Raw genomic sequence first — 23,695 nt, 5'->3', positions numbered from 1 at the left:
GCGCGGTGGTCTACAACGGCAGCGACGGCAGCACCACCGTGCAAATGGTCCGCCCGCCCGACGCAGCCACCAAAGCCCACAACGCGAAAACCCGCTGGGCCGACCCCTTCCTTTTCGGCGCACCGGGAGTGACGCAATGAAGCACCCCGTTTGTTTAGGCGACGCCACCAGCAGTGGCGGCAAGGTTATCGAGTGCCAGCTTGCCGGCACTCATCAGATCAACGGCAAAACCGTCGCTGTGCTTGGCGACAAAGCCACCTGCCCGCTGCATTTAGGCATCTACGCGTTTACACAGGGCCACCCCCATCGGCGCATGAACGGTCTGAGTGTGGTGATGGATGGGCATCGGCTGGCATGCGGCTGCCTTGGGCTTGCAAGCCATGGGGCCAGCGTGCGGGTTGAATGACTGCGCTACGGTGTTCAATCGATCTGTGCACAAGGCCCGCATCCCGATGGATATAGGCCTTTATTGTTGGGTGCAGGCCTCACCCCTGGCCCACATCCCCGTCCGGCTGATTAAGAAAGATCAGTACTCCCAGGATCGCCATGTAGAAGCGGAACGCGGCGTTTTGGCCGTTCCAGGTGGGGGATTGCCACATCATGAACCACTCGGCGCCGATCACCATGAAGCCGAAGAACCACAGCATGAAGCCCACCGTGAGGCCGGCCAACGCGTATTTTTTGGCGCGGTTGAAGCCGCTGCCGTGGCTGTGCCGTGCGCGCCATAACATCAGCGCGCCCCAGCCCAGCAGGGCGGCGGTGAGGGCTTCGGTGGCGATTATCAGGGCATAAGCCGCGTGCCAGAGCCAAGGGGTGTGGATGGCGCGGTGCAGTTCGCTGTTGTCGGCGAACAGGGTGTCCATGCTCAGCACATGGCGCACGAAGGCGAAGTTGGAGCCGTAGTCGGTGAGGTTGTTAAGCATCGCGAGAAAGGCGAAGGCCGCGAGGGCAAGGGTCATGGCGATTTTTGCGTAGCGTGTGGTCATGGCGTGGGGTCCATCCATTGGCAGGTAATGGACGACGCTAGCAGGCCGGGATTTTGGCGGTTGGGCAAGAAAGCCGCCATTTGTAGGCGGGGAATTACGAAAGTGTAAGGGTGGTTGTCATGTGTCGCCGGGTAAGTCCCAGGTGTGTGTGGGATTGCTCCGGTTGAGTCAAGGCACGGCCTGAATCCGTTGTAGCCGTTGTTGTAGCAAGCGGGCTTGCCCGCTTGCTACAGCGCGACGGGGAGCGTCAGGCGCGCAGGGCTTGTTGCAGGTCTTCGAGGAGGTCTTCGATGGCCTCGATGCCGACCGAGAGGCGGATCATTTCCGGTTTGACCCCGGCCTTGGCCTGCTCGGCTTCGTTCATTTGCCGGTGGGTGGTGGAAGCCGGGTGGCAGGCCAAGGATTTGGCGTCGCCGATGTTGACCAGGCGTTTGAAGATTTGCAGGGCGTCGTAGAAGCGCACGCCGGCCTCGTAGCCGCCCTTGAGGCCGAACGAAAGGATCGCCGAGGGTTTGCCCTGCATGTATTTGAGCGCCAGTTCATGGTGCGGATGGTCGCTCAGGCCGGCGTAGCTGACCCACGCCACTTGCTCGTGGTCCTTGAGGAACTGCGCCACTTTGAGGGCGTTTTCGGTGTGGCGTTCCATGCGCAGGGCCAGGGTTTCCAGGCCTTGCAGCAGCAGGAATGCGTTCATTGGCGCCAGGGCCGCGCCGGTATTGCGCAGGGGCACGGTGCGGGCGCGGGCGATAAAGGCCGCCGGGCCGAACTTTTCGGTGTACACCACGCCGTGGTAGGCCGGTTCAGGGGTGTTGAGGCCGGGGAATTTTTCCGGGTAGTCGGCCCAGGGGAAGGTGCCGCCATCAACGATCACGCCGCCCAGGGAGTTGCCGTGGCCGCCCACGTATTTGGTCACCGAGTGCACGACGATGTCGGCACCGAACTGGATCGGTTTGCACAGGATGGGCGTGGCCACGGTGTTGTCCACCATCAGCGGCACGCCACGGGCGTGGGCAACGTCGGCCAGGGCCTGGAGATCGATGATGTTGCCCGCTGGGTTGCCGATGCTCTCGCAGTACACCAGTTTGGTGTTGTCATCGATCAGTTCGGCGATGGCCTCGGCGCTGTCGTCGCGGGCGAAGCGCACATCGACGCCGAAGCTGGGCAGCAAGTGGGCGAACAGGGTGTAGGTGCCGCCATAGAGTTGCGGCGTGGTGACGATGTTGTCGCCGGCACGGGTCAGGGTCTGGATCGCGTAGTGGATCGCGGCGCTGCCGGCCGAGACGGCCAGGCCCGCGATGCCGCCTTCGAGGGCGGCGAGGCGTTGCTCCAGCACGTCGTTGGTCGGGTTCATGATCCGCGTGTAGATGTTGCCCGGTACGTCGAGGTTGAACAGGTCGGCGCCGTGCTGGGCGTTATCGAACTCGAAAGCGACGTTCTGGTAAATGGGCACGGCCACGGCTTTGGTGGTGGGGTCGGATTTGAAGCCGTGGTGCAGGGCGATGGTGGCGTCTTTCATGAGTGGGTATGACCTCCTTGGATTGGGTGGGGGCTCCGGGCGTGGGGAGCGGGGTTGTTGGCGATAGTTTCAGCGTGCCGTGCAGGTAATACCCCGTTGGCTGGCTGGTGGGCAAGCTTAGTCCTACAGAATCTATGGACTTTACTTAGATTATTTTCAGAAATGCCCCCGTGTTTACGGCATAAGCGTCACCTGACGCGCAGCCCTGCACGTTTGTGCCGGTAAAAGGTAAACTCCGCCCCCTGCGCAGGAGCAACCATGAACTATCGTCACGCCTTCCACGCCGGCAACCACGCCGACGTCTTCAAACACCTGACCTTGACCCGCCTCATCGCCCTGATGTCGCGCAAGGAGCAGCCGTTCGCCTACCTCGACACCCACGCCGGGATCGGCCTGTACGACCTGCAGGGCGACCAGGCCAGCCGTACCGGCGAGTACCTGGAAGGCATCGCGCGGCTGTGGGGCGAGGCGGACCTGCCGCCGCTGGCCGCCGACTATATGCGCGTGCTGCACGAGATGAACCCCGATGGCCAATTGCGCTACTACCCCGGCTCCCCAGAGCTGGCGCGGCGCCTGACCCGCCCTCAGGACCGCGTGTTGCTCAACGAGAAACACCCCGAGGACGGTGTGTTGCTCAAGGACAACATGAAGGGTGACCGCCGGGTGAAGGTACACCTGGGCGAGGGCTGGCACGTGCCACGGGCCATGCTGCCGGTGCCGGAGAAGCGGGCGGTGATGCTGATCGACCCGCCGTTCGAGCAACTCGACGAAATGCAGCGCTGCGCCGCGTCCCTCAAGGAAGCAGTGGGGCGCATGCGCCAGACCGTCGCGGCGATCTGGTACCCGGTCAAGGACCAGCGTGCCCTGCGTCGCTTCTACCAGGACCTGGCCGGCACCGGTGCGCCGAAGTTGCTGCGGGTGGAGTTGCTGGTGCATCCGCTGGACACGCCCAGCAGCCTCAATGGCTCGGGGCTGGCCATCGCCAACCCGCCGTGGGGCCTGGAAGAGGAACTGCGCGAGTTGCTGCCGTGGCTATCCAAGAAACTGGGCCAGACCCAGGGCGGGTGGCAGATGGATTGGCTTATTGAGGAATAAGAGTGGTGAGCGGCAAGTTTCAAGCGGCAAGTAGGGGGAGGAACCCGCGCTTGCAGCTTTTAGCTTGCCGCTGCGATCTTCAGATCGGGCAGGTCACGCCCGTGCCGCCGATCCCGCAATAGCCCTGGGGGTTTTTCGCCAGGTACTGCTGGTGGTAGGCCTCGGCGAAGTACACGGTCGGCGCTTCGTCAATTTGCGTAGTGATATCGCCCAGGCCGGCCTTGGTCAGCGCTTGCTGATAGGCCTGTGCGCTGGCTTTTGCCGCGTCCAGTTGTTCTGGCGTGGTGGCGTAGATCACCGAGCGGTATTGGCTGCCGATGTCATTGCCCTGGCGCATGCCCTGGGTTGGGTTGTGCAGTTCCCAGAACATTTTCAACAGGTCTTCGTACTTGAGTTTGGCCTGGTCGTAGACCACCAGCACCACTTCGCTGTGGCCGGTCATGCCCGAGCAGACTTCTTCGTAGGTCGGGTTCGGCGTGAAGCCGCCGGCATAGCCGACCACGGTGCTGACCACGCCGTCGCGTTGCCAGAGTTTGCGTTCTGCGCCCCAGAAACAGCCGAGGCCAAAGATCGCAAACCCCACATCGTCCATAAACGGACCCAGCAGCGGGTTGCCGTTGACGAAGTGGGTTTCAGGCAGGGCCATCGGTGTTTCGCGCCCGGGCAGGGCTTGTTCTTTGGTTGGAAGCACGTTTTTGTTCACCAGGATTTCCGAGCGCAAGACCATGTTCAGTCCCCTCAGTCAGGTTGAGTTGTAAATAGACAGACCGCCAGTGTGCCCGAGTGTTACCGCGCTGTCAGGCGATTGGGCCGCGGGGGTAGCGCTTGAGCTTCTCCACCAGCTCTGCGCCGGGGATGGGCCGGTCGAACAGGTAGCCCTGGCCGACGTCGCAGCGGTGGCGGCGCAGGAAGGCCAGTTGCTCGGCGGTTTCGATGCCTTCGGCGACGACCTTGAGCTTGAGGTTGTGGGCCATGGCGATCACCGCGGAGGTGATTTCCATGTCGTCCTGGTTGTCCGGGATTTCGTTGATGAAGCTGCGATCGATCTTGATGATGTCGATCGGGAATTTCTTCAGGTAACTCAGCGACGAATAGCCGGTGCCGAAGTCGTCCATGGCCAGGGTCAGGCCCAGTTTTTTGAGCTGGTCCAGTTGCTGGTGGGTGTCTTCCGTGGCTTCGAGCAGCAAGCCCTCGGTCAATTCCAGCTCCAGCAGCGAGGGCGGCAGTTGCTCTTCCTTGAGGATGCTGGCGATGGAGGCCACCAGGTCCGGGTCGGAAAACTGCTTGGGTGACAGGTTGATCGCCACTTGCAGGTTGCCCAGGCCACTGGCTGTCAGTTGTTTGCTCATGCGGCAGGCCTGGCGGGCGATCCATTTGCCGATCGGGATGATGAGCCCGGTTTCTTCGGCGACGCTGATGAATTGGTCGGGGCGGATCATGCCCTTTTCCGGGTGGTTCCAGCGCAGCAGTGCTTCCATGCCCAGCAGGCGGCCGCTGCGCAGGCACAGCTTGGGCTGGTAGAACACGTCCAGTTCGTTCTGGGTCAGGGCGCGGCGCAGGTTGTTTTCCACGAACAGCTTGTAGCTGGCTTCGGCGTTCAGCGCCTCGGTGAACACCTGCACCTGATGCTTGCCGTTGGCCTTGGCCTTGTGCAGCGCCAGGCCGGCGTTGCGCATCAGGGTTTGCGGGTCGCGGCCGTGCAGGGGCGCGCAGGCCAGGCCCACAGAGCCGGTGACGCTGATGAGTTGGTTGTCGACGAACATCGGTTTGTCGAGGGTCATCAGCAACTGGCTGGCCACTTGCTGGCCGCCTTCGAGGTCGGTGTTGTCCAGCAGCACCGCGAACTCGTTACTGGCAAACCGCGCCAGGCTGCCAGTGGGGCTCAGGCTATTGCGCAGGCGCCGGGCCAGGCTTATCAGCAACTTGTCGCCGGTCTGGTGGCCGAGGCTGTCGTTGATCCGTTTGAAGTTGTCGATGTCTACCAGCAGCAGGCTGATGGGCGTATCGCTGTCGCGGGCGAAGCGCTCGTCTAGGTTGCGGATGAAGGCGGGGCGGTTACCCAGGTTGGTCAGGTTGTCGGTGTAGGCCAGGCGTTCGATGCGCTGCTGGGCGAGCTTGGTTTGGGTGATGTCTTCGTAAATGCCGATGTAGTGGGTCAGCTCGCGGTTGTCGCCATACACCTTGGAGATGGACAACTGGCCCCAGTAGGGCTCCAGGTTTTTGCGTCGGCTCTTGAATTCGCCCTGCCAACTGTTGCTCTTGACCAGGTTGGACTGGGCGTCGAACAGCAATTCGCTGAGGTTCTCCAGCGCCGGCAGCTCCGAGAGCTTGTGGCCGTGGACTTCTTCGGTGCTGTACTGGGTGATCGCGGTGAAACTGGGGTTGACGTACTCCACCACGCCCTCGCTGCTGACCAGCAAAAAGGCGTTGGCGCTCTGCTCGACGGCGCGCTGGAACAGGTGCAGGGCGCTGGTGGCGGTGCGGCGGTTGTGGTTGTTGATGACCTGGGCGAACTGGTCGGCCAATTCGCCGGCAAAAGCGATTTCGTCGGACTGCCAGGCGCGGGTTACGCCGGTCTGTTCCAGGCACAGCACGCCGACGACCTGGCCATCGACGCGGATGCTGGCGTCGAGCAGGGCGTTCACATCCCGCGGGCGCAGGCTTTCGGCCATCTCCCGGGTGCGTGGGTCGCGCATGGCGTTGTTGGCGTCAATGGCGCGGCTGGTGTGCAGGGCTTCGAGGTAGCTGGGAAAACCGCTGGCGTCGAGCGGCGCCGGCACGCGGTACTCCTGGGAACTGCGGTTGTAGGCCGAGATTGGCACCAGTTGCTGGCCCTCGAGGTTCCAGATACTGGCGCTGTCGATCTGGTAGATGTCGCAGGCGCTGCGGGTAATCAGTTCGGCCGCTTCTTGCAGCGAATTGCCGGTGCTGTAGCGCTGGCGAGCCAGCAGCAGGATCAGCTCTTGCTGGGCGCGCACGCGCTCCAGGTGTTGGAGTTGCTCCTGCTGGGCGCGCTGGTTGAGTTCCAGGGCAATCTGCAGGCGGCTGTTCTGGGTTTCCAGGTCCAGGCACGGGGTGGTGGCGATGCCGTCGAACAGACCGTCCACCACCATCAGGTAGCCGCGCAGCAAGTGGCGATTGTGCTGCTTATAGGCTTCGCCCAACTCCAGCAGGCTCAACTCGCCCAGGGCGGTGTGCAGGGTGTAACGCACCAGATAGTGAGGGCTCTGGGCCAGTTGCTGCTGGATGGTGTCGTGCAACTGATAGCGCGCTTGCGGTTCCATCAGGCTGGCGTAGGGCGAGCCCACCAAGGCGCAGAGTTCGACGGCAGGCAGGCCGAACTGGCGTTCGCAATTGGGGTCCAGAAACAGCAGCGCCCAGCTAGCCTCATTCAGCCGCTCGAAACGCAGCATGCCGAGCCGCGAGGGCACGGGCAACTGCGTCACTACCTCGGCCGCCAGGCGAGTGGCGACATCAGGTTGGCTTTTCATGGGGAAACTCGCTTCGAAAATGCTGATCGCGCCGGGCTCACGCCCTCTTTACTGTTGCCTGCGGCAAGGTTGCATGATGCACAGCAGGCTGACAAGAGAGGATGAAGGCTAAGTGCTATAACAGGCTATCGGCAGGCGAGCGGTTTTCTCCAGAACATTGCCAAAGCCTGACTCAGGTCAACGGCCGCGGGGGACCGCCGACCGGTAATCAAGGGTTCAGCGCAGGGGGATTGCCACCGATTCGAGAAGTTCTCCGCTGATGCCTTGGAAGTTCACCAGCACCTGTGTTTGCTGGATGCTGATGTGCGCAAAGTTGTCCTGGCTGATAACCGCGCTGGTCAGGGTGGGCGTGTAGTGGTCCGCCGACACGCTCTCCAGTGGGCGGTCAAGGATGAAGTCGCTGGTTTTGGCGTAGGGCAGGAGTTTGGAGTTGCAAAACGGCGAAGACACGATGGTGTGCACCAGAAAGTCTGCATCCTGGGTGTGGGTCAGTGCGCAGGTCATGGAGCCATGGACATCGCCGGCGATGAAAATGACGTTTTGGATGCGGTGTGCCTGGATGGTGTCGAGAATCCGTTGGCGCTGGTCGGGGAAGAATTTCCAAGTGTCATCGCCATCGTTCTTGGCGTCGGGAAAGAACATCACGGTGGTGACGATGAACTTAACTCGGGCTTGGCTAGTGATGAGCCATTTAAGTAAGGCGGCCTCCTGTTCTTCGTCAAGTATGCGCCGGTTATTGGCGCTTAGTGATCTGCGGGTGCGGGTATCGAGCACGAACCATTCACAGTCGCCATTGGTGAATTGATAACCGTAGTGACTTGCAGGGGCGTGGCTAGAACCAACTTGCTCTGGTTGGGGGCCGTGGCTGTGTTGGTAAATCTCATAGGCGCGAATGGCATTGTCGTAGAGTGAGTTATCGGCACGGCTTTTTTTCGCGGGCCAGTTATCTTCAATTTCGTGGTCATCAAGAATCATGTAAGTAGGAACGTTGGCCATGAGGTTCTTGATATGGGGTTGGGAAAATGCGAGGCGATACTTATGCAGTATTTGGTTGTAACTTCGGTCGGGGGCGGCAAAGTTGAGGTCGTCCAAATAGACTTGGTCACCGATCATCAGTAAGCCGTCCAGTGGCGTGCTGGAATGCTCGGACAGTTCGTGAATGGATTTGAAAATACGATCTCCGAGTGCCGGCGCAGAGGGTATGCCCAGGGTAACCCGCAGGTAGCGACAGGAGCCGATGACGTAGGTCAGTTCGGTGTCTTTTTGGCGGGTAGCGGTCTTGAACGAATAGAGCGCTTCAGGCCAGTCCAGTGATAGATCGTTGGGGAAACCCGTGACGTCTTTGTCATGGGGGGCGCTGAACCAGCCTGCCTGGAATTCATAGCGGGCATCCTCACGCAGGTCATCCAAGGCAATGACGGCGGTCATGTCTTGCTGTTCGAAAAGCTCCGCAAAATGTGGGTCCGACCAAGAATCTGTGCCGCGCAGGCGATAACGCAGGGCGCAATAAGATGACTCTGAGGGAACGTGTTCGCCCCGTAGAAATATGCGTGTGCTGTGCAGCGTTGTATGGCCGACAATAGGCCCGACAGTGGCGCTAATCATATTCGAATCCTTTCGATATATGGGGGGTGGGTTTTTTCTCCGAGTGGGAGTGCGTGAATAAAGGCTAGTAAGTTGCGCAGGGTTGCTGTTTTAGAAAGAACGCCAATTGCTGTGTTCTATTGGACTTTATAGGTTGCACACTTTGCTTTGCCTGGGTGGGCTGAAGGTAACTGTGGTGTGGGAAAGTTCAGGCTTGCTGTCAGGCCTCTAAGAGTGACGAGGATATTGGCGGGCAAAAAAAAGCCCCGCCACAGGGGCGGGGTTGAGGTACGAGCGTGGCGCTCGGAAAACGTGGAGCCCAACGGCCCTGCGCAAGGCAGGGCCGGCGGGTGTTACAGCAGGATGGTGCGGATATCGGCCAGCAGGTCGCTCAGACGCTTGGTGAAGCGTGCGGCGGCTGCGCCGTTGATGACACGGTGATCGTAGGACAGCGACAACGGCAGCATCAGTTTCGGCTGGAAGGCTTTGCCATCCCAGACGGGCTGGATGGTGGCCTTGGAGACACCGAGGATCGCCACTTCCGGGGCGTTGACGATCGGCGTGAAACCGGTGCCGCCAATGTGCCCGAGGCTGGAAATGGTGAAGCAGGCGCCTTGCATGTCGTCGGCGGTGAGCTTCTTGTCGCGCGCCTTGGCGGCCAGCGCAGCGGCCTCGGCGGCCAGTTGTAGCAAGCTCTTCTGGTCGACGTTTTTGATGACCGGCACCAGCAGGCCTTCGGGGGTGTCGACGGCGAAGCCGATGTGCACGTACTTCTTGCGGATGATCGCCTTGCCACTCGGGGCCAGGGAACTGTTGAAGTCCGGCATTTCCTTGAGCAGGTGCGCGCAGGACTTGAGCAGCAGTGGCAGCACGGTGAGCTTGACGCCGGCCTTTTCGGCCACGGCTTTCTGTGCGACACGGAAGGCTTCCAACTCGGTGATGTCAGCCTGGTCGAACTGGGTCACGTGGGGGATGTTCAGCCAGCTGCGGTGCAGGCTCGACGCGCCGATCTGCATCAGGCGAGTCATCGGCACTTCTTCGGTTTCGCCGAAGCGGCTGAAATCCACTACCGGGATCGGTGGGATGCCCGAGCCGCCGGTCGCACCGGCCGGTGCTTCCTTGGCCTTCTGCATCATGGCTTTGACGTAGACCTGCACGTCTTCTTTGAGCACGCGGCCGTGGGGGCCGGTAGGGCTGACGGCGCTCAGTTCAACGCCGAACTCACGGGCCAGTTGGCGCACCGCAGGGCCGGCGTGAGCCTTGGCACCGCTTGGCGCTGGCGCAGCCACCGGGGCTGGCGCGGCGTCGGCCTTGGCGGCCGGCGCAGGTGCGGCGGCAGGCGCTTCAGCCTTGGGCGCAGGTGCCGCAGCGGCAGGCGCTGGGGCGGCCGGGGCAGCAGCGCCCTGGACCTTGAGCTTGAGGATGAAGTCGCCAGTACCGACTTCGTCTTCGAGCTTGACGCCGATGCTTTCCACGATGCCGGCAGCCGGCGACGGGATTTCCATGCTGGCCTTGTCCGACTCAAGGGTAATCAGCGACTGGTCGGCCTCGACGCTGTCGCCGACCTTGACCAGTAGCTCGATGATCTTGGCCTTGCCCGAGGAACCGATGTCCGGGACGTGGATGTCCTGGACAGTCGCGGCCGCCGGTGCAGCGGCCGGTGCCGCAGGGGCCTGGGCAGCAGCCGGTTTTTCCGCGGGTGCGGGGGCTGCGGCAGGCGTGGTGGCCTCAGGTGCCGCAGCAGCGGCGCCCTCGACTTCCAGCTCCAGCAGTTCGTCGCCTTCTTTGAGGCGGTCGCCCAGTTTCACTTTCAGGCTCTTGACCACGCCGGCCTTGGGAGCAGGGATTTCCATGCTCGCCTTGTCCGACTCCAGGGTCAGGATGCTCTGGTCGGCTTCGATGGTGTCGCCGACTTTGACAAACAGTTCAATGACTTCACCTTCACCGCTGCCGATGTCAGGTACGCGAATGAGTTCGCTCACAAAAATTCTCCTCAGCAGTCCAGTGGGTTGCGTTTTTCCGGGTTGATACCGAACTTGACGATGGCCTCGGCCACCACCTTGGGTTCGATGTCACCACGGTCAGCCAAGGCTTCCAGGGCTGCCAACACCACGAAGTGACGGTCAACCTCGAAGAAGTGACGCAGCTTCTTGCGGCTGTCACTGCGGCCGAAACCATCGGTGCCCAGGACTTTGAATTCCTTGGACGGGACCCACTGGCGAATCTGTTCGGCGAACAACTTCATGTAGTCGGTGGAGGCGATGACCGGACCCTTACGGCCGCTCAGGCACTCTTCGACGTAGCTCAGCGCAGGCTTCTGGCCTGGGTGTAGGCGGTTGCTGCGCTCCACGGCGAGGCCGTCGCGACGCAGTTCGTTGAAGCTGGTCACGCTCCATACGTCGGCGCCGATGTTGAACTCTTCGCGCAGGATCTTCGCCGCTTCGCGCACTTCACGCAGGATGGTGCCGGAGCCCATCAGTTGCACGTGGTGGGCCGCTTCGCGGGTGTCTTCTTCAAGCAGGTACATGCCCTTGACGATGCCTTCCTCGACACCGGCCGGCATGGCTGGCTGCTGGTAGGACTCGTTCATCACGGTGATGTAGTAGAAAACGTCCTGTTGCTCTTCGGTCATTTTCTTCATGCCGTCCTGGATGATGACCGCCAGCTCATAGCCGTAGGTCGGATCAAAGGTACGGCAGTTCGGGATGGTGCCCGCCAGGATGTGGCTGTGACCGTCTTCGTGTTGCAGGCCTTCGCCGTTGAGCGTGGTGCGCCCGGCGGTGCCACCGATCAGGAAACCACGGGTGCGGCTGTCGCCAGCGGCCCAGGCCAGGTCGCCAATGCGCTGGAAGCCGAACATCGAGTAGAAGATGTAGAACGGCAGCATCGGCTGGTTGTGGCTGGAGTACGACGTACCGGCAGCGATGAAGGAACTCATGGCGCCCGCTTCGTTGATGCCTTCTTCGAGGATCTGGCCCTTCTTGTCTTCGCGGTAGAACATCACCTGGTCTTTATCGACGGGCTCGTAGAGCTGGCCGACGGAGGAGTAGATGCCCAGTTGGCGGAACATGCCTTCCATGCCGAAGGTGCGGGCTTCGTCCGGGATGATCGGCACGATACGCGGGCCGATTTCCTTGTCCTTGACCAGTTGCGCCAGGATGCGCACGAAGGCCATGGTGGTGGAGATTTCACGGTCGCCCGAGCCGTCCAGGATCGCCTTGAGGGTGTCCAGGGGCGGCGTCGGGATGCTGATGCTCTTGGCGCGGCGCTGTGGCACGAAACCACCCAGTGCGGTGCGGCGTTCGCTCAGGTAACGGGCTTCGGCGCTGCCTTCTTCGGGTTTGAAGAACGGCAGGTTTTCCAGCTCATCGTCCTTGACCGGGATGTCGAAGCGGTCGCGGAACAACTTCAGGCTGTCGACATCGACTTTCTTGGTGTTGTGCGCGGTGTTCTTCGCTTCGCCGGCGCCAGTGCCATAACCCTTGATGGTCTTGGCCAGGATCACGGTCGGCTGTTCTTTGTGGTTGACCGCTTGGTGGTACGCCGCGTAGACCTTGTACGGGTCGTGGCCGCCACGGTTGAGCTTCCAGATCTCGTCGTCGGACAAGTCGGCAACCATCGCCTTGAGTTCAGGGGTGTTGAAGAAGTGCTCACGGACGAACGCGCCGTCCTTGGCCTTGTAGTTCTGGTATTCGCCGTCGATGACTTCGTCCATGCGACGTTGCAGGATACCGTCCACGTCCTTGGCCAGCAGTGGGTCCCAGAAACGGCCCCAGATGACTTTGGTCACGTTCCACTGGGCGCCACGGAACACGCCTTCGAGTTCCTGGATGATCTTGCCGTTGCCGCGAACCGGGCCGTCGAGGCGCTGCAGGTTGCAGTTGATGACGAAGATCAGGTTGTCGAGCTTCTCGCGGCCGGCCAGGGAGATGGCGCCCAGGGATTCGGGCTCGTCGCACTCGCCGTCACCCAGGAAGCACCAGACTTTCTGCTTGCCGGCGGGGATGAAGCCGCGTGCTTCCAGGTACTTCATGAAGCGTGCCTGGTAGATCGCCTGGATCGGGCCCAGGCCCATGGACACGGTGGGGAACTGCCAGAAATCAGGCATCAGCCAAGGGTGCGGGTACGACGAGAGGCCGCCACCGTCCACTTCCTGGCGGAAGTTGTTCATTTGCTCTTCGGTAATGCGGCCTTCCATGAACGCACGGGCGTAGACGCCTGGCGAGGTGTGGCCCTGGAAGTAGATCAGGTCGCCGCCGTGTTCGTCGGTGGGGGCCTGGAAGAAGTAGTTGAAGCCGATGTCATACAGGGTTGCGCTGGAGGCGAAGCTGGAGATGTGACCGCCCAGGTCAGAATCTTTCAAGTTCGTGCGCATCACCATGGCCATCGCGTTCCAGCGTACCAGCGAGCGAATGCGGCGTTCCATGAACAGGTCGCCAGGCATGCGTGCTTCGTGGGTAACGGGGATGGTGTTGCGGTACGGCGTGGTGATGGCGTAGGGCAGTTGCGAGCCGCTGCGGGTCGCGAGTTCGCCCATACGGGTCATCAGATAGTGAGCACGGTCTTCGCCTTCTTTGTCGAGAACCGATTCCAGGGCGTCCAGCCATTCCTGGGTTTCGACGGGATCGAGGTCTTGCATGGCTTGCTCCAGGGCGGAAAGGCTACCAGAATCGGTTGCCTGAGTTTGCGACTGGCCTTGTGGGCAGACGACATAAAATTCTTGGATGGCCGGCAGGTTGTTCCGGCGTCGTGTAGTTTTACTACAAATCGTCGGCCATTTCAGCCCTTCGGATGTATAGACGAGTAGTAAAACTACAGAAGAGTGACCCGTCTGCTCCTATTGGTTGATGAGAAAAAACGTTATTGCAGGTCTTTGTCGAGCAATGAAAGGTGACGGGTTGATGTTCGCTACCAAAAAAATACAGTTTTCAGCTATTTCTAACTTTTGTTGGACAGTCAGTCAGGTAGCGCTTTTCGGGCGTTCACTACATTGCCCTCTTTCTAATGCCGACCAAGGATAGACCATGAGCCTGCCCCCGTTGACCGAACTGCCGGCCATTCTCCTGCCATTGGTCAGCCGCGCCGAGCAGGCGTTTCGCGCCGCCGTGGCAGCCCTTGACGATGACCATGGCCTGGCCGCCTGGCCCGCCGAGCGTTGGGCGGCGTTTGCCCGCGTCACGGCAGCCAGCGACTTCGTGATTGAACAGAGTGTGCGTGACCCTTTGATGTTGCTGGCGCTGGTGCAGTCCGGCGAGTTGGACCGCGCCTATGGGCCGGGCGAGTTGTGCGCGCAGATCGCCAGCGCCGTGGCGGCCGCCGACACCGATGATGAGCTGGCTCGCATCCTGCGCCGCCAGCGCACGCGCCACCAGGTGCGGATCATCTGGCGCGACCTGACCCGCCAGGCTGACCTGGTGCAGACCTGCCGCGACCTTTCGGACATGGCCGACGCCTGCATCGACCAAGCCTATCAATGGTTGTACCTGCGCCATTGCCAACAGTTCGGCACGCCCACCGGCGCGCGCAGCGGCGAGCCGCAGCCGATGGTAATCCTGGGCATGGGCAAGTTGGGTGCGGTGGAACTCAACCTGTCTTCGGACATCGACCTGATCTTCGCCTACCCCGAGGGCGGCGAGACGGTGGGGGTCAAGCGTGCGCTGGACAACCAGGAGTTCTTCATCCGCCTGGGCCAGCGCCTGATAAAAGCCCTCGACCCGATGACCGTCGATGGCTTCGTTTTTCGCGTCGATATGCGCCTGCGGCCCTATGGCTCGTCCGGTGCCCTGGTGCTGAGCTTCAATGCGCTGGAGCAGTACTACCAGGACCAGGGCCGTGACTGGGAACGCTACGCGATGATTAAGGCGCGGGTGGTGGCGGGCGACCAAGTGGCCGGCGGGCATCTGCTCGACCTGCTGCGGCCCTTCGTTTACCGGCGTTACCTGGACTTCTCCGCGATCGAAGCGCTGCGCACCATGAAGCAGTTGATCCAGCAGGAAGTGCGGCGCAAGGGCATGGCCGACAACATCAAGCTTGGCTCCGGCGGCATCCGCGAGGTGGAGTTCATCGCCCAGGCCTTTCAACTGATCCACGGCGGCCGCGACCTGAGCCTGCAACAGCGGCCTCTATTAAAGGTGCTTGGCACTCTCGAAGGGCAGGGCTACCTGCCGCCGGCAGTGGTCGGCGAGTTGCGCGAAGGTTATGAGTTCCTGCGTTACACCGAGCACGCGATCCAGGCGATTGCCGACCGCCAGACCCAAATGCTTCCCGATGGCGAGCAGGATCAGGCGCGCATCGCCTTCATGCTCGGCTTTGCCGATTGGGCGGCGTTCCACGAACAACTGATGTACTGGCGCAGCCGGGTGGATTGGCATTTCCGCCAGGTTATCGCCGACCCGGATGAAGACGAAGGCGAGGAAAGCGAAGTGGTGGTCGGCGGCGAATGGCTGCCGCTGTGGGAGGACGCCCAGGACGAAGAGGCCGCGTGCCGGCAATTGCACGAGGGCGGTTTTGTCGATGGCCCCAAGGCCCTCAAAGCCTTGGCCGGCCTGCGTGGCAGCCCGCAGTTGCGGGCCATGCAGCGCTTGGGTCGCGAGCGCCTGGATGCGTTCATTCCCCGTTTGCTGGCCCAGGCTGTAGAGCACGCCGACCCGGACCTGGTGCTCGAACGGGTACTGCCGCTGGTGGAAGCGGTGGCGCGGCGTTCGGCCTACCTGGTGCTGCTCACGGAAAACCCCGGGGCCTTGCGCCGCCTGCTGACGCTATGTGCCGCCAGCCCCTGGATCGCCGAGCAGATCACCCGTTTTCCGCTGCTGCTCGACGAGTTGCTCAACGAGGGGCGCCTGTTCAAGCCGCCCCTGGCGCCGGAGTTGGCCGCCGAATTGCGCGAGCGCCTGACGCGCATTCCCGAGGATGACTTGGAGCAGCAGATGGAGGCCCTGCGCCATTTCAAACTGGCCCACCGTTTGCGCGTCGCGGCCTCGGAAATCGCCGGCAGCCTGCCGTTGATGAAAGTCAGCGACTACCTGACCTGGCTCGCCGAGGCGATTCTCGAACAAGTGCTGGCCCTGGCCTGGCGTCAGACCGTGGCCAAGTACGGCGTGCCGCAACGCACCGACGGCACCCTGTGCGATCCGGGCTTCATCATCGTCGGCTACGGCAAGGTGGGTGGCCTGGAGCTGGGCCACGGCTCGGACCTGGACCTGGTGTTCATCCACGACGGCGACCCGCAGGCCGAGACCGATGGCGCCAAACCCATCGACGGCGCGCAGTTTTTCACCCGTCTGGGCCAGCGCATCATTCACCTACTGACCACCCAGACCAACTCCGGCCAGCTCTACGAAGTGGACATGCGCCTGCGACCATCGGGCGCATCCGGGCTGCTAGTCAGCTCCCTCGGCGCCTTCGAGCGCTATCAGTTGAACGAGGCCTGGACCTGGGAGCACCAAGCCCTGGTACGGGCGCGGGTGTTGGTGGGCAGTGAGGAGGTGGGCCGCGCCTTCGAGCAGGTGCGCGCCCGGGTACTGGGGCGCGAGCAGGATCTGCCCAAGCTGCGCCAGGAAGTCAGCGAGATGCGCGCCAAGATGCGCGACAACCTCGGCACCAAGGCCACGGCGGCCGGCACGGGCGCCAATGCCTTCCAGGCCAGCGCACCGTTCGACCTCAAGCAGGATGCCGGAGGTATCGTCGATATTGAATTTATGGTGCAATACGCCGCTTTGGCGTGGTCTGCGCAACATCCGTCGTTGCTGCGCTACACCGACAATATCCGCATTCTGGAAGGGCTGGAGCAGGTAGGGCTGATGCCCGTGGCCGATGCCAGCCTGCTGCGCGAGGTGTACAAGGCCTACCGCGCCGCCGCGCACCGCCAGGCCTTGCAGAACGAGGCTGGCGTGGTGGCAGGGGACCAGTTCGTGGACGAACGCCAGCAAGTCCTGCGGATTTGGCGCGAGCTGGGGCTAAGCTGATGCGGGCGACGCACATCTAATGTGCGAGCGGCGCCCCACTGGGGGCGCCGCTTCACAATGACTATCGAGGCGGGGAGGCGTAAGCCTCCCCGTATCGTTTGTGGGAACTACATGAATATCCTGATCGTTGGACCCAGTTGGGTCGGTGACATGGTGATGGCGCAGACACTGTTCCAGTGCCTCAAGCAACGTCACCCGCAGTGCGAAATCGACGTGCTGGCCCCCGAGTGGAGCCGGCCGATCCTGGAACGCATGCCCGAAGTTCGCCAGGCCCTGAGTTTCCCCCTCGGCCACGGCGCCCTGGAGCTGGCGACGCGTCGGCGCATCGGCAAAACCCTGGCGGGCCAATACGACCAGGCGATCCTGCTGCCCAATTCGCTGAAATCGGCGTTGGTGCCGTTCTTCGCCGGCATCCCCCAGCGCACCGGTTGGCGTGGCGAGTTCCGCTACGGCCTACTCAACGACGTGCGCCGCCTCGACAAAGAACGCTACCCGCTGATGATCGAGCGCTTCATGGCCCTGGCCTACGCGCCGGGCGCCGAGTTGCCTACGCCTTACCCGCGCCCGGCCCTGCAAATCGACCCGCTGACCCGCGATGCAGCCCTGGCCAAGTTCGGCCTGAGCCTGGATCGCCCGGTGCTGGCCCTGTGCCCGGGCGCTGAGTTCGGCGAGTCCAAGCGCTGGCCGTCGGAGCACTACGCCAAGGTCGCGGAGCTGAAAATCCGCGAAGGCTGGCAGGTCTGGCTATTTGGCTCGAAAAACGACCACAGCGTCGGCGAAGACATCCGCAACCGCCTGATCCCGGGGCTGCGCGAGGAGGCGATGAACCTCAGTGGCGGCACCTCGCTGGCCGAAGCCATCGACCTGCTGTCCTGCGCGGACGCGGTGGTGTCCAACGATTCCGGGCTGATGCACGTGGCGGCCGCGCTGAACCGCCCATTGGTGGCGGTGTACGGTTCGACCTCGCCGGGGTTCACCCCGCCGCTGGCCGACCAGGTGGAAATCGTACGCCTGGGCCTCGATTGCAGCCCCTGTTTTGACCGCACCTGCCGTTTCGGCCATTACAACTGCCTGCGCCAATTGATGCCGCAACCGGTGGTGGACGCCTTGCAGCGCTTGCACAGCGCCCCGGTCGAGGTCCGTTAAGTTGCGGGTATTGCTCATCAAGACCTCGTCCCTGGGCGACGTCATCCACACCTTGCCCGCCCTGACGGACGCCGCCCGTGCCATCCCCGGCATCACCTTCGATTGGGTGGTGGAAGAAGGCTTCGCCGAGATCCCCACTTGGCACCCGGCCGTGGGCAAGGTGTTGCCCGTGGCGATCCGCCGCTGGCGGCAGAACCTCTGGCAAACCTTCAAAAGTGGCGAATGGCGGCGCTTCAAGCAAAGCGTGCGCGCCAACAAATACGACCTAGTGATCGACGCCCAGGGCCTGCTCAAAAGTGCCTGGCTGACCCGCTATGTTCGCGCCCCGGTGGCCGGTTTCGATCGCCAGTCGGCCCGCGAGCCGTTGGCGGCGCGCTTCTATTCCCGGCGCTTGGCGGTGGCCCGTGGGCAGCATGCGGTTGAACGCCTGCGCCAGTTGTTCGCCGTGGCCCTGGGCTACGACTTGCCCAAGGGCTTGGGCGACTACGGTTTGAGCATCGAGAAACTGGTGGAGCTGCCGCGTCGCCAGCCGTTCGTGCTGTTCTTGCACGGCACCACCTGGGACACCAAGCACTGGCCCGAAGCCTATTGGCGCGAGTTGGCCGAACGCGTGGGCCACCATGGCTTGGAAGTGAAGCTGCCGTGGGGTAACCCGGCGGAAAAGGCCCGGGCCGAGCGCATCGCCAGCGGTTTTCCCCATGCCCAGGTGCTGCCCAAATTGAACCTGGCCGGTGTGGCCAAAGTGTTGGCCGCCGCCCAGGCGTGCGTGGCGGTGGATACCGGGTTAGGCCACTTGGCCGCGGCGCTGGACGTGCCGACCATCTCCCTGTTCGGCCCCACCAACGTCGGCCTGACTGGCGCCTACGGCAAGAGCCAGGTGCACCTGGCCAGCGATTTTCCCTGCGCGCCGTGCCTGCAAAAAAAATGCACTTATCAACCGACTGCGCGGGACCAGCAGCGGTTCGATCTCAAGCGCGAGTGGCCGCTGTGCTTCACTCGCGTCAATCCCGAGCGTGTTGCTAGCCGTTTAAGCACGTTGTTACTGGCTGAGGAATTGCGCTGATGCAACTGGCTTTCGTCCTTTATAAATACTTCCCGTTTGGCGGTTTGCAGCGCGACTTCATGCGCATCGCCCTGGAGTGCCAGCAGCGCGGGCACCAGATCCGCGTCTACACTCTGATCTGGGAAGGCGATATCCCGCCCGGTTTCGAGGTGCTGGTGGCGCCGGTCAAGGCGTTCTTCAATCACAGGCGCAACGAAAAACTCACCGAATGGATGCAGGCCGACCTGGCCCGCCGCCCGGTGGACCGCTTGATCGGCTTCAACAAAATGCCCGGCCTGGACGTCTACTACGCCGCCGACGGCTGTTTTGAAGACAAGGCGCAAACCCTGCGCAACCCGCTGTACCGCCGCTGGGGCCGCTACCGGCACTTTGCCGAGTACGAGCGGGCGGTGTTCGGCAAAGATGCGAAAACCCAGGTGCTGATGATCTCCGAGGTGCAACAGCCGTTGTTCATCAAGCACTACGACACGCCGCTGGAGCGCTTCCACCTGCTGCCCCCGGGCATCGCCCAGGACCGCCGCGCACCGGCCAATGCCGACGAAATCCGTGCGCAGTTCCGCCGTGAGTTCAACTTGGGCGACAGCGACCTGCTGCTGGTGCAGATCGGCTCCGGGTTCAAGACCAAGGGCGTGGACCGCAGCCTCAAGGCCCTGGCGGCGCTGCCGGCGGAACTGAAAAAACGCACGCGGCTGTTTGTAATCGGCCAGGACGACCCCAAGGTATTCCAATTGCAAAGTGCCACATTGGGCTTGGGCGACCAGGTGCAGTTCCTCAAGGGGCGCAGCGACATCCCGCGCTTCTTGCTGGGCGCCGACCTGTTGATCCACCCGGCGTACAACGAAAACACCGGCACCGTGCTGCTCGAAGCCGTGGTGGCGGGGTTGCCGGTGTTGGTCAGCGCGGTGTGCGGTTATGCCCACTACATCCGCGAGGCGGACGCGGGCTTGGTGCTGGACGAACCCTTCGACCAAGCCCAATTGGCGCAGTACCTGGCCACCATGTTGGCCGACGATGCGGCCCGTAAGGCCTGGAGCCTCAACGGCCTGGCCTTCGCCGACACGGCCGACCTCTACAGCATGCCGCAGCACGCGGCAGATGTGATTTTGGCGGAGCAAGCGCAATGAAACTGATTCTCGCCGAACCGTTCAAGCGCCTTTGGGCCGGGCGCGATGCGTTCACCGAAGTCGAAGCCTTGAGCGGCCAGGTTTACCGCGAACTGGAGGCCCGCCGCACCCTGCGCACCGAGGTCGAAGGGCGCGGCTATTTCGTGAAAATCCACCGCGGCATCGGTTGGGGCGAAATCTTCAAAAACCTGCTCACCGCCAAGCTGCCGGTACTCGGTGCCGGCCAGGAATGGCGGGCGCTGGAACGCTTGCATCAGGCCGGCGTACCGACCATGACCGCCGTGGCCTATGGCGAGCGGGGCAGCAACCCGGCGGACCAGCATTCGTTCATCGTGACCGAAGAACTGGCGCCGACCATCAGCCTCGAAGACTTCAGCCTCGACTGGCGCGCCCACCCGCCGGCGCCGCGCCTCAAGCGTGCGCTGATCGACGAAGTGGCGCGCATGACCGGCATGATGCACCGCGCCGGGGTCAACCACCGCGACTGCTACATCTGCCACTTCCTGCTGCACACCGACAAACCGGTGCGCGCCGACGACCTCAAACTGTCGGTCATCGACCTGCACCGCGCCCAGACCCGCCCGGCCATTACCAAGCGCTGGCGCAACAAGGACCTGGCCGCGCTGTACTTCTCGGCGCTGGACATCGGCCTGACCCCGCGTGACAAGCTGCGCTTTCTCAAGGGCTATTTCCTGCTGCCGTTGCGCCAGATCCTGCGCGACGAAGCGCCCTTGCTGTCGCGCCTGGAGGGCCGGGCCAAGAAACTCTACGAGCGCAAGCAGCGTTACGGAGATGCGCTCTGATGGCGGGTTGGAACCTGGAGCCGGCCTACCGTCACCTGGACCAGGACTTCGGCAGCCTGGACGCCGTATTTGCCCTCAAGGGCGAACGCCTGACCCACGACCCCTTGTCGGAAGTGATCCGCGTCGAACGTGGCGGCATTCACTACTACGTCAAGCGCTACAGGGGCGCCGGCAAGGGCCTGCGCCGTTACCTGGGCAAGCCGCGGGTCAAGGCCGAATGGCAGAACCTCAAGCGCTTCGCCAAGTGGGGCATCCCCACCGCCGACGTCATTGCCTGGGGCCTGGAACGCAAAGGCCTGGCCTATGACCGCGGGGCGATGATTACCCGCGAGCTGCCGCACACCGAAGACCTGTCGGCCCTGGCCAAGCGCCAGGACCCGCGCCTCAAGGACCGGGCCTGGGTCGATGGCCTGAGCCGGCAACTGGCGCTCTACACTCGGGCGATGCACGAGCATTGCTTTACTCACAACGACCTGAAGTGGCGCAACCTGTTGATCGATAAAGAGGATCGCCTCTATCTGATCGACTGCCCCAACGGTGATTTCTGGCGCGGCTTCTGGCTCAAATACCGTATTACCAAGGACTTGGCATGCCTGGACAAAGTGGCCAAATATCATCTTTCGGCCACCCAGCGCCTGCGCTTTTACCTGCAATACACCCAACGCCCGCGCCTCAATGCGGCGGATAAGCAGCGGGTGCGGCACGTGGTGAGATTTTTCGAGGGGCGCGAATGATGGACTTTATGTCGGCGCAGGATCGCGCCTTGCTGGAACGTCATGGCCTGGGCACTTTCGACGCGCTCTGGGCCAAAGAGCTTGAGGCGGTGGACGAGCCCAACAGTAGCCGTGGCGGCTGGAGCAGCGTGTATCGCCTGGACCTGGAAGGGCGGGGCTTCTACCTCAAGCGCCAGAGCAACTACCTGACCCGCACCTTGCATCGCCCGTTTGGCGAGCCGAGCTTCGCCCGGGAGTTTCGCAATATCAGCCGTTACCAGCGCCTGGGCATCCCCGCGTTGGAGGCGGCGTTTTTCGGCGAGCGCAAAGTGCCCGGCGAAACCCGTGCGCTGCTGCTGACCCGGGCCCTGGACGGCTGGGACGACCTCGATTCGCTGTTGCAGCGCTGGGCCGAGCTGAGCGCTGTACAGCACCGGGCAATTTTGCAGGCCTGTGGCGTGCTGGCCCGCCAACTGCACGGCTTGCGCCAGATCCACGGCTGCTTCTACCCCAAGCACATCTTTTTGCAGGCCAGTGGCGACGGTTACCAGGCCCAGTTGATCGACCTGGAGAAAACCCGGCCCCTGCTGTTTGGCGTGCGCGACCGGGTCAAGGACCTGGAACCCTTGCTGCGCCGCACGGCGCGAGTATGGAATGCGGCGGATGTACGCATATTGCTGGCGGCCTACCTGGACCAGCCCACCGATAGCACCCTGGTGGACGCCTGGCTCGTACGCCTGGGCGCACGCAGTAGCCATAAGGAGGCCCGTTGATGGGTTTGTCCGAACTCAAAAATGCCGGTCGCACGCCCGCGCTACCCATCAGCCTGACCCTGGCCGACGCCGCGGGGCCTGCTGATTTGCAGTTGCTCAGTCTGTTGCGGGTATTGCCGGGCCAGCGTTATGTGGGGGCCGGGGTCTGGCGCGGGCGGGCGGTGCTGGCCAAGTTGCTGGTGGGCAGCAAGGCTGCGCGGCATTTTCAGCGTGAACTGGCCGGCGTGCGTTTGCTCGCCGAACAGGGCCTGACAACGCCGCTGCTGTTGGCCGATGGCTTGCAGGAAGGCGCGGGCGGCTGGCTGTTGTTCGAGTACCTGGAAGGCGCGCAGAGCCTGGGCGAGGCCTGGCATGCGGTGCAAGCCCTGCCGGTGCTGGCCGACGAGCAAGTCGCGGTGCTGGGCGAAGCCCTGGCCGCCATCGGCCAGTTGCACGCCAAAGGCCTGTGGCAGGAAGACCTGCACCTGGATAACCTGCTGCGCCACGGCGGTGAGCTGTATTTGATCGACGGTGCGGGGATCTGCGCCGAACAGGCCGGTAAACCCCTGTCGCGGGACAAGGTGCTGGAAAACCTCGGGGTGTTTTTCGCCCAGTTGCCCAAGGCCCTGGAGCCCTTCACCGAAGAGCTGCTGGTGCATTACCTGCTCAGCAACGGCGAGCACGCCTTGCCCCTCGAAGCCCTGCAAAAGCAGGTCGATCGCGTGCGGGCCTGGCGCCTGCGCGATTGGCTGAAAAAGGTTGGCCGCGAATGTACCCTGTTCGCCGTGCAGCGTGGTGCGTTTATGTTGCGCGCCATCCGCCGCGAAGAAGAAGCGGCCATGTTGCCGGTGCTGGAGCAGGCCGACGCCTTGCTCGACCAGGGCCACCTGTATAAAACCGGCGGCGCGGCCAGCGTGGGCCGGGTGGACGTGGCGGGGCGCACCCTGCTTATCAAGCGCTACAACATCAAGGGCTTTGCCCACTGGCTCAAGCGCTTCTGGCGCCCGAGCCGCGCCTGGCACTCCTGGCGTGAAGGCAATCGCCTGGTGTTCCTGGGGATCGCCACGCCCAAGCCACTGGCCTTGCTGGAAAAACGCTTTCTGTGGCTACGCCGTAGCGCTTACCTGGTGACCGAGTACCTGCCGGGCCCGGACATTCTCGAGCGCTTTGCCCCCTACGTGGCCAGCGGTGCCGCGCCCGAGCGCGAGTTGCAGGCCTTGGATCAACTGTTCGCCGAATTGATCCGCGAGCGCATCAGCCACGGCGATTTCAAGGGCCACAACCTGTTCTGGCACGAGGACCGCTGGGCGCTGATCGACTTGGATTCGATGTGCCAGCACTCATCCGCCAGCAGCTTCGCCCCGGCCTACGCCCGCGACCGCGCGCGGTTCATGCGTAACTGGGCGCCGGACAGCGGCCTGTACCGGGTGATCGACCAGCGCTTACCTCGATAAGCCC

Annotated in this window: 17 protein-coding genes; 10 read left to right on the top strand and 7 right to left on the bottom strand. The window is 62.9% G+C overall.

The window, feature by feature from the left end; translation table 11 throughout:
* Positions 1-136 precede the first annotated feature (136 nt).
* The gene (locus tag AC19YR_RS14345; protein ID WP_095109293.1) at positions 137-406 is read left to right on the top strand and encodes a PAAR domain-containing protein; all 270 of its coding nucleotides are present in this window, start codon (positions 137-139) and stop codon (positions 404-406) included.
* Between the two features lie 79 nt (positions 407-485).
* On the opposite strand, the gene AC19YR_RS14340 is transcribed toward AC19YR_RS14345, so the two are convergent.
* Entirely contained in the window at positions 486-986 is a 501-nt protein-coding gene (locus tag AC19YR_RS14340; RefSeq protein ID WP_095109294.1) for a DUF2165 family protein, read from the bottom strand.
* 247 nt (positions 987-1,233) lie between these two features.
* Positions 1,234-2,502, bottom strand: coding sequence for an O-acetylhomoserine aminocarboxypropyltransferase/cysteine synthase family protein (locus AC19YR_RS14335; protein ID WP_095109295.1), 1,269 nt, complete (start codon positions 2,500-2,502; stop codon positions 1,234-1,236).
* Positions 2,503-2,760: 258 nt separating this feature from the next.
* Here AC19YR_RS14335 and AC19YR_RS14330 point away from each other — a divergent pair, with 258 nt between their 5' ends.
* Positions 2,761-3,597: a 23S rRNA (adenine(2030)-N(6))-methyltransferase RlmJ gene (locus AC19YR_RS14330; RefSeq protein WP_095109296.1), complete on the top strand. Its 837-nt coding sequence runs from the start codon at positions 2,761-2,763 to the stop codon at positions 3,595-3,597.
* 79 nt (positions 3,598-3,676) lie between these two features.
* Here the strand turns inward: AC19YR_RS14330 and msrA are convergent, their stop codons facing one another.
* The 5 genes from msrA to aceE form a co-directional block, all read right to left on the bottom strand.
* Positions 3,677-4,324 carry a peptide-methionine (S)-S-oxide reductase MsrA gene (msrA, locus tag AC19YR_RS14325; protein ID WP_500598943.1) on the bottom strand — a complete coding sequence of 216 codons (648 nt, stop codon included), beginning with the start codon at positions 4,322-4,324 and terminating at the stop codon, positions 3,677-3,679.
* 70 nt (positions 4,325-4,394) lie between these two features.
* Positions 4,395-7,088, bottom strand: coding sequence for a putative bifunctional diguanylate cyclase/phosphodiesterase (locus AC19YR_RS14320; protein ID WP_095109298.1), 2,694 nt, complete (start codon positions 7,086-7,088; stop codon positions 4,395-4,397).
* 216 nt (positions 7,089-7,304) lie between these two features.
* Complete coding sequence (locus AC19YR_RS14315; RefSeq protein WP_500598942.1) at positions 7,305-8,693, bottom strand: alkaline phosphatase D family protein; 1,389 nt, start codon at positions 8,691-8,693, stop codon at positions 7,305-7,307.
* Between the two features lie 332 nt (positions 8,694-9,025).
* A complete protein-coding gene (gene aceF, locus AC19YR_RS14310) occupies positions 9,026-10,654 on the bottom strand; it encodes a dihydrolipoyllysine-residue acetyltransferase (RefSeq protein ID WP_500598941.1) in 1,629 nt (542 codons plus the stop codon).
* Between the two features lie 11 nt (positions 10,655-10,665).
* Entirely contained in the window at positions 10,666-13,311 is a 2,646-nt protein-coding gene (gene aceE, locus AC19YR_RS14305; protein WP_095109301.1) for a pyruvate dehydrogenase (acetyl-transferring), homodimeric type, read from the bottom strand.
* Between the two features lie 385 nt (positions 13,312-13,696).
* Here aceE and glnE point away from each other — a divergent pair, with 385 nt between their 5' ends.
* The 8 genes from glnE (at position 13,697) to AC19YR_RS14265 (ending at position 23,691) form a co-directional block, all read left to right on the top strand.
* On the top strand, positions 13,697-16,636 hold the full coding sequence (gene glnE / locus AC19YR_RS14300) for a bifunctional [glutamate--ammonia ligase]-adenylyl-L-tyrosine phosphorylase/[glutamate--ammonia-ligase] adenylyltransferase (protein ID WP_500598940.1): 2,940 nt from the start codon (positions 13,697-13,699) through the stop codon (positions 16,634-16,636).
* Between the two features lie 111 nt (positions 16,637-16,747).
* A complete protein-coding gene (gene waaF / locus AC19YR_RS14295; RefSeq protein WP_095109303.1) occupies positions 16,748-17,782 on the top strand; it encodes a lipopolysaccharide heptosyltransferase II in 1,035 nt (344 codons plus the stop codon).
* Between the two features lies 1 nt (position 17,783).
* The gene (gene waaC / locus AC19YR_RS14290) at positions 17,784-18,845 is read left to right on the top strand and encodes a lipopolysaccharide heptosyltransferase I (protein ID WP_095109304.1); all 1,062 of its coding nucleotides are present in this window, start codon (positions 17,784-17,786) and stop codon (positions 18,843-18,845) included.
* Positions 18,845-19,969, top strand: a complete 1,125-nt coding sequence (locus tag AC19YR_RS14285) for a glycosyltransferase family 4 protein (protein WP_500598938.1) — start codon at positions 18,845-18,847, stop codon at positions 19,967-19,969. Before waaC ends, AC19YR_RS14285 begins: the two co-directional genes overlap by 1 nt.
* Positions 19,966-20,772, top strand: coding sequence for a lipopolysaccharide core heptose(I) kinase RfaP (gene rfaP / locus AC19YR_RS14280; protein ID WP_095109306.1), 807 nt, complete (start codon positions 19,966-19,968; stop codon positions 20,770-20,772). The genes AC19YR_RS14285 and rfaP overlap by 4 nt, the downstream gene beginning before the upstream one ends.
* Positions 20,772-21,506: a lipopolysaccharide kinase InaA family protein gene (locus AC19YR_RS14275; RefSeq protein WP_500598937.1), complete on the top strand. Its 735-nt coding sequence runs from the start codon at positions 20,772-20,774 to the stop codon at positions 21,504-21,506. Before rfaP ends, AC19YR_RS14275 begins: the two co-directional genes overlap by 1 nt.
* On the top strand, positions 21,503-22,258 hold the full coding sequence (locus AC19YR_RS14270; RefSeq protein WP_500598936.1) for a lipopolysaccharide kinase InaA family protein: 756 nt from the start codon (positions 21,503-21,505) through the stop codon (positions 22,256-22,258). The genes AC19YR_RS14275 and AC19YR_RS14270 overlap by 4 nt, the downstream gene beginning before the upstream one ends.
* The gene (locus AC19YR_RS14265; RefSeq protein ID WP_500598935.1) at positions 22,258-23,691 is read left to right on the top strand and encodes a lipopolysaccharide kinase InaA family protein; all 1,434 of its coding nucleotides are present in this window, start codon (positions 22,258-22,260) and stop codon (positions 23,689-23,691) included. Before AC19YR_RS14270 ends, AC19YR_RS14265 begins: the two co-directional genes overlap by 1 nt.
* Positions 23,692-23,695 lie beyond the last annotated feature (4 nt).

The organism is Pseudomonas sp. MF08817 (genome assembly GCF_059862705.1).
The sequence above is the reverse complement of the archived record's forward strand: the minus strand, read 5'-3'. Positions and strand labels throughout refer to the sequence as shown.

What these genes read in the sequence shown, in the direction of transcription:
- AC19YR_RS14345 (WP_095109293.1), top strand. Translation starts at nt 137, where the DNA reads ATGAAGCACCCCGTTTGTTTAGGCGACGCCACCAGCAGTGGCGGCAAG.
- AC19YR_RS14340 (WP_095109294.1), bottom strand. Translation starts at nt 986, where the DNA reads ATGACCACACGCTACGCAAAAATCGCCATGACCCTTGCCCTCGCGGCC.
- AC19YR_RS14335 (WP_095109295.1), bottom strand. Translation starts at nt 2,502, where the DNA reads ATGAAAGACGCCACCATCGCCCTGCACCACGGCTTCAAATCCGACCCC.
- AC19YR_RS14330 (WP_095109296.1), top strand. Translation starts at nt 2,761, where the DNA reads ATGAACTATCGTCACGCCTTCCACGCCGGCAACCACGCCGACGTCTTC.
- msrA (WP_500598943.1), bottom strand. Translation starts at nt 4,324, where the DNA reads ATGGTCTTGCGCTCGGAAATCCTGGTGAACAAAAACGTGCTTCCAACC.
- AC19YR_RS14320 (WP_095109298.1), bottom strand. Translation starts at nt 7,088, where the DNA reads ATGAAAAGCCAACCTGATGTCGCCACTCGCCTGGCGGCCGAGGTAGTG.
- AC19YR_RS14315 (WP_500598942.1), bottom strand. Translation starts at nt 8,693, where the DNA reads ATGATTAGCGCCACTGTCGGGCCTATTGTCGGCCATACAACGCTGCAC.
- aceE (WP_095109301.1), bottom strand. Translation starts at nt 13,311, where the DNA reads ATGCAAGACCTCGATCCCGTCGAAACCCAGGAATGGCTGGACGCCCTG.
- glnE (WP_500598940.1), top strand. Translation starts at nt 13,697, where the DNA reads ATGAGCCTGCCCCCGTTGACCGAACTGCCGGCCATTCTCCTGCCATTG.
- waaF (WP_095109303.1), top strand. Translation starts at nt 16,748, where the DNA reads ATGAATATCCTGATCGTTGGACCCAGTTGGGTCGGTGACATGGTGATG.
- AC19YR_RS14285 (WP_500598938.1), top strand. Translation starts at nt 18,845, where the DNA reads ATGCAACTGGCTTTCGTCCTTTATAAATACTTCCCGTTTGGCGGTTTG.
- rfaP (WP_095109306.1), top strand. Translation starts at nt 19,966, where the DNA reads ATGAAACTGATTCTCGCCGAACCGTTCAAGCGCCTTTGGGCCGGGCGC.
- AC19YR_RS14275 (WP_500598937.1), top strand. Translation starts at nt 20,772, where the DNA reads ATGGCGGGTTGGAACCTGGAGCCGGCCTACCGTCACCTGGACCAGGAC.
- AC19YR_RS14270 (WP_500598936.1), top strand. Translation starts at nt 21,503, where the DNA reads ATGATGGACTTTATGTCGGCGCAGGATCGCGCCTTGCTGGAACGTCAT.
- AC19YR_RS14265 (WP_500598935.1), top strand. Translation starts at nt 22,258, where the DNA reads ATGGGTTTGTCCGAACTCAAAAATGCCGGTCGCACGCCCGCGCTACCC.